The organism is Terrisporobacter sp., from assembly GCF_017888745.1.
GTDB lineage: Bacteria > Bacillota > Clostridia > Peptostreptococcales > Peptostreptococcaceae > Terrisporobacter.
Map to the genome: position 1 here is coordinate 1 of NZ_JAGHFM010000156.1, position 5,463 is coordinate 5,463.

The following is a 5,463-nucleotide window of genomic DNA, read 5'->3' on the forward strand; positions in this document are numbered from 1 at the left end:
GTTTTAACTTTTGCTATATCCTTCTTAACAAACTTTATTCTTGCTGTATTTTCTAATTGACCAGTAGCTAATTGGAATCTTAAGCTAAATAATTCACTTTTGAAGTCATTTAATTTACTCATTAGCTCTTCGCTTGTTAAATCTCTTAATTCTTTAGCTTTCATCCTATTCACCACCCTTTACTTCTAAATCTTCTTTTTTAACAAATTTACATTTTATTGGAAGTTTATGTGCAGCAAGTCTCATAGCTTCTCTAGCTTTTTCTTCTGATACACCTGCTAATTCGAACATAACTCTTCCTGGTTTAACTACGGCTACCCAATATTCTGGAGAACCTTTCCCAGCACCCATACGAGTTTCAGCTGGTTTTCTTGTTACTGGCTTGTGAGGGAATATTTTTATCCAAACTTTCCCGCCTCTTTTTATATATCTAGTCATAGCTATTCTGGCAGCTTCTATTTGATTAGAAGTTATCCATGATGGTTCCATAGCCATTAAACCGAACTCACCGTAAGTAACTTTGTTACCTTTTTGAGCTTTCCCAGCCATGCTTCCTCTATGAACTCTACGACGTTTTACTCTTTTTGGCATTAACATGAGTGTTTCCTCCTTCCTCGAACCTAACTATTATTTATTTCCTTTTTCAGTTCTTTGAGGTCTTTGTCCTTGTGGTCTTTGTCCTTGTGGTCTTTGACCTCTTCTATCAGTTCCTCTAGAATCTCTTCTTCTGTTATCTCTTTTATTATCTCTTCTATCTCTTCTATTATCTTTTCTTTCTTCTCTTGGATTTATTCCGTTTTTAGTTGGTAATACTTCACCATTACAGATCCAAACTTTTATACCTATTTTTCCATAAGTAGTATCAGCTTCAGCAAATCCATAATCTATATCAGATCTTAAAGTTTGAAGAGGTACATTTCCTTCGCTGTATCCTTCAGTTCTAGCCATTTCAGCTCCACCTAATCTTCCTGATGCAGCAACTTTTATACCTTTAGCTCCTGATTTAAGTGCTCTTTGAACAGCTTGTTTCATAGCTCTTCTGAAAGCAACCCTTCTTTCTATAGCTAAAGCTATGTTTTCAGCAACAAGTTGAGCATTTTTGTCTATAGCTTTTACCTCAACTATGTTTACTATTATATTTTTCTTAGTCATTTTTTCTAACTCAGCTTTTAATGCTTCTATTCCTGCACCAGCTCTTCCTATAACAACACCTGGCTTAGCAACATGAAGGTCTAACTTTATTTTGTTAGCAGATCTTTCTATTTCTATTTTAGCAACTCCAGCAGAGTATAATTTATTTTTTAAGAATTTACGTATATTGTGGTCTTCTAATAATAATGCACCGAACTCTTTTTTATCAGTTGTGAACCATCTTGAATCCCAATCTTTTATAACACCGACTCTTAATCCGTGTGGGTTAACCTTTTGTCCCATTTATTTCCCTCCTATCTGTGACTATTTTTTTTCTTTTAGAACAACTTCTATGTGAGAAGTTCTCTTTCTTATCATAGTAGCTCTACCTTGAGCTCTTGGCATAAATCTCTTTATTGTTGGCCCTTGGTTAGCAACTATAGATGCTATATATAAATTTTCAACGTTCATTTCGTGGTTATTTTCAGCATTAGCTTTAGCAGATTTTACAACTTTTGCTATATCTGCAGCAGCACCTCTAGGAGTGAATTTTAATATTGCTAATGCTTCATCAACGTTTTTACCTCTTACAAGACTACAAACTTGTCCTGCTTTTCTTGGAGATACACGTACATATTTTGCAATTGCTTTTGCTTCCATTGTTTTATTCCTCCTTCCTTAGTCAGAATGGTATTATTTTCTCTTATTACTCTTTTCGTCGTCTTTGTGTCCTTTGAAAGTTCTAGTAGGAACAAATTCTCCTAATTTATGTCCAACCATATCTTCTGTTATATAAACAGGTATATGTCTTCTTCCATCGTGAACAGCTATAGTGTGTTCTACCATTTGAGGGAATATTGTTGAACTTCTTGACCAAGTTTTTATAACTTCTTTATTTCCTGATTCATTCATAGCTTCAACTTTCTTAAGAAGTCTAGCGTGAATAAAAGGTCCTTTTTTAGTTGATCTTGACATTTAATTTTCCTCCTCTCTGAGTAAAATAAATTCCTATAAAATCTATTTAATCATCTACTATTTAGTTCTTCTTGAAACTATTAATTTATTAGATGCTTTGTTTTTCTTTCTAGTTTTGTATCCAAGTGCAGGTTTACCCCATGGAGTAACTGGTCCAGATCTACCGATTGGAGCTCTACCTTCACCACCACCGTGAGGGTGATCACAAGGGTTCATTACAGAACCTCTAACTGTAGGTCTTATACCCATATGTCTTTTTCTACCAGCTTTACCTATAACTACGTTTCCGTGTTCTACGTTACCAACTTGTCCTATAGTAGCTTTACATTCTATAGAAACATATCTCATTTCTCCTGATGGTAATCTTAATAAAGCTTTTGTTCCTTCTTTAGCCATTAATTGAGCAGAAACACCAGCAGATCTAACTAACTGAGCTCCTTTTCCTGGTTTTAATTCTATGTTATGAATTACTGTACCAACTGGCATATTTTTTAATGCTAATGCATTACCTGGTTTTATATCAGAATTTGGTCCTGACATTAAAGTATCTCCTACTTTTATTCCAACTGGAGCTAATATATATCTTTTTTCACCATCTGCATAGTTTAATAAAGCTATGTTAGCAGTTCTGTTTGGATCGTATTCGATAGTCGCAACTTTTGCAGGTATTCCATCTTTATTTCTTTTGAAATCTATTACTCTATATTTTCTTCTGTTTCCTCCACCTCTGTGACGAACAGTTATTTTTCCGTGAGCATTTCTACCAGAGTTTTTCTTTAAAGAAACTAAAAGAGATTTCTCTGGTTGATTTGTTGTTATCTCATCAGAAATTAAAACTGTCATTTGTCTTAAGGCAGGAGAAGTTGGTTTAAACTTTTTAATAGCCATCTTTTTTCCTCCTTACGTTAATTAAGGTATTACATTCCTTGGAAGAATTCTATTTCTTTACTGTCAGCAGTTAATTTAACTACTGCTTTTTTGAAACTTGCAGTTCTTCCTACACTTCTACCCATTCTTTTAACTTTTCCATCGTAGTTTAATGTATTAACTTTTTCAACATTAACTCCGAAAACAGCTTCTACAGCTTTCTTTATTTCAGTTTTGTTAGCTTTTTTGCTTACTACAAATGTATATTTGTTTTCAGCCATATCAGCCATACTTTGTTCTGTAACGATTGGTCTTATTATTATATCGTGTGGATTAGTCATTATGCGTACACCTCCTCCACTTTTTTAACAGCGTCTGTTGTTATTACGAAAGAATCGTATTTTAAGATGTCATAAACATTTATAGTGTTAACTAATGCAGTTTCTACACCTTGTATATTTGCTGCTGATTTTATTACGTTTTCATTTTTCTCAGCCATTACTACTAAAGCTTTTTTACCAGCGTTTATGTTTTTTAACATAGCTGCGAAATCTTTAGTTTTAGGAGCTTCCATAGTTAAAGCATCTAATACTATCATTTCGTTGTTTTGTACTTTTGAAGATAAAGCACATTTCATAGCTAATCTTCTAACTTTTTTAGGTAAAGTATATTTGTAACTTCTTGGTTTTGGTGCGAAAGCAACTCCTCCACCTACCCATTGTACAGCTCTTATAGAACCTTGTCTTGCTCTACCTGTTCCTTTTTGTTTCCAAGGTTTTCTTCCGCCACCTCTAACTTCTGCTCTAGTTTTAGCAGATTGAGTACCTTGTCTTTTATTTGCAAGTTGGTTTTTAACTACTTCATATAAAACATGTTCGTTAACTTCAACATTGAATATAGAATCTAATAATTCTATTTCACCAACATTTTGTCCATTCATATTCAATACATTTAATTTTGGCATCGTTGTGATCCTCCTTTCTTAGGTTAGTCATTATTTAGAAGCTTTAACTGCTTCTTTTAAAGTTACTATTGAACCTTTAGCTCCTGGTATAGCACCTTTAACTAATATAAAGTTTTTCTCAGCGTCAACTCTTACTACTTCTAAGTTTTGAACTGTAACTTTTACGCTACCCATGTGTCCAGCTAATTTTTTGTTTTTGAAAACTCTACCTGGGTAAGAACAAGCTCCCATTGAACCTGGTCTTCTGTGGTATCTAGAACCGTGAGATTCTGGACCTCTTGATTGACCATGTCTTTTTATTGGACCTTGGAATCCTTTCCCTTTAGATATTCCTGTTACATCTATCATTTCACCTGCAGCGAATACATCAGCTTTTAATTCTTGTCCTACTGTATAAGCATCTACAGATTCAACTCTAAATTCTTTTAAATGTTTTTTTAATGTGTTAGCTGCAGCTAAGTGACCTTTTTGAGGTTTGTTTAAAGATTTTTCTTTAGCATCTACAAAACCTACTTGAACTGCATTGTATCCATCATTTTCTATTGTCTTAACTTGTGTTACAACAACTGGTCCAGCCTCAACTACTGTTACAGGTATTACTTCACCTTGCTCAGTAAATACTTGAGTCATACCAACTTTTCTTCCTAATATTCCTTTCATATTAGCACCTCCTATAATTCTTACAGCGGATTACCTAATCTGGTAATCATTCTAAGATAATCACCTTATAGGATAATATCTTAGGTGTTAGTTATTATAATTTTATTTCTATATCAACACCTGCTGGTAAGTCTAATTTCATTAAAGAATCAACAGTCTTAGGTGTTGGGTTTGTTATGTCTATTAATCTTTTATGAGTTCTTATTTCAAACTGCTCTCTAGAATCTTTGTATTTATGAACAGCTCTTAATATAGTAACTACTTGCTTTTCTGTTGGTAGTGGCACAGGACCTGAAACTTGTGATCCAGCTTTTTTAGCAGTTTCAACTATTTTACCAGCAGAAAAATCTAATAATTTGTGATCATAAGATTTTAATCTTATTCTTATTTTTTCATTTTTAGCCATGTTTTATTTCCCTCCTTCTTCGCTTGTTTATCATTAGTCTTTATTTATTTTGATACCGATACACAGTTCCGGGTGTTCCTGTTTTTTAAAATCAAAAATATCAAAATTTTAGGACCAATTCTCAATTCTTACAATTCGTATCTCTCAAGCACACTATTATATTTTACCTTATAATTAGGTTTTTTTCAAGATATTTTTTATTTTTTGTATACATTATTTTCTTAAGATAATCTATACAAAATCTAGTAACTTATTTCTTCACAGCGACTTTACTAGTATATAATCTTTTCAACACATTGTCAATATTATAAACAAAAAAAGAGAGGTTTAACCCCCCTCTTCTTTTCTATATATAAATAATCTAAATAGATTATTCTATTATTTCTGCTACAACTCCTGAAGCTACTGTTCTTCCACCTTCTCTTATAGCGAATCTTAATCCTTCTTCAACACATATAGA

At 33.0% G+C, this 5,463-nt stretch carries 10 protein-coding genes and 1 pseudogene; all 11 read right to left on the reverse strand.

The genetic code is table 11. From position 1 onward, the window contains the following. Positions 1–164 (reverse strand): 50S ribosomal protein L29 (gene rpmC / locus J7G74_RS07645; RefSeq protein ID WP_297133750.1); only part of this gene is annotated, 164 nt, incomplete at its 3' end. Between the two features lies 1 nt (position 165). Then, entirely contained in the window at positions 166–597 is a 432-nt protein-coding gene (gene rplP / locus J7G74_RS07650) for a 50S ribosomal protein L16 (protein WP_297133733.1), read from the reverse strand. Between the two features lie 30 nt (positions 598–627). Then, entirely contained in the window at positions 628–1,434 is an 807-nt protein-coding gene (gene rpsC / locus J7G74_RS07655) for a 30S ribosomal protein S3 (RefSeq protein WP_297133736.1), read from the reverse strand. A 21-nt stretch (positions 1,435–1,455) separates the two neighbouring features. Next, the gene (rplV, locus tag J7G74_RS07660; RefSeq protein ID WP_297133738.1) at positions 1,456–1,791 is read right to left on the reverse strand and encodes a 50S ribosomal protein L22; all 336 of its coding nucleotides are present in this window, start codon (positions 1,789–1,791) and stop codon (positions 1,456–1,458) included. Positions 1,792–1,824: 33 nt separating this feature from the next. After that, positions 1,825–2,106, reverse strand: coding sequence for a 30S ribosomal protein S19 (gene rpsS / locus J7G74_RS07665; protein ID WP_297133741.1), 282 nt, complete (start codon positions 2,104–2,106; stop codon positions 1,825–1,827). A 57-nt stretch (positions 2,107–2,163) separates the two neighbouring features. Then, a complete protein-coding gene (gene rplB / locus J7G74_RS07670) occupies positions 2,164–2,994 on the reverse strand; it encodes a 50S ribosomal protein L2 (protein WP_297133742.1) in 831 nt (276 codons plus the stop codon). A 29-nt stretch (positions 2,995–3,023) separates the two neighbouring features. Continuing rightward, a complete protein-coding gene (gene rplW, locus J7G74_RS07675; protein WP_330616462.1) occupies positions 3,024–3,314 on the reverse strand; it encodes a 50S ribosomal protein L23 in 291 nt (96 codons plus the stop codon). Then, entirely contained in the window at positions 3,314–3,937 is a 624-nt protein-coding gene (gene rplD, locus J7G74_RS07680; protein WP_297133746.1) for a 50S ribosomal protein L4, read from the reverse strand. The genes rplW and rplD overlap by 1 nt, the downstream gene beginning before the upstream one ends. Positions 3,938–3,967: 30 nt before the next feature. Continuing rightward, positions 3,968–4,597: a 50S ribosomal protein L3 gene (gene rplC / locus J7G74_RS07685; protein WP_297133748.1), complete on the reverse strand. Its 630-nt coding sequence runs from the start codon at positions 4,595–4,597 to the stop codon at positions 3,968–3,970. 94 nt (positions 4,598–4,691) lie between these two features. Further along, positions 4,692–5,003 carry a 30S ribosomal protein S10 gene (rpsJ, locus tag J7G74_RS07690; RefSeq protein ID WP_018590366.1) on the reverse strand — a complete coding sequence of 104 codons (312 nt, stop codon included), beginning with the start codon at positions 5,001–5,003 and terminating at the stop codon, positions 4,692–4,694. Between the two features lie 370 nt (positions 5,004–5,373). Beyond that, positions 5,374–5,463, reverse strand: a pseudogene (locus tag J7G74_RS07695) (EF-Tu/IF-2/RF-3 family GTPase); the annotation flags it as partial.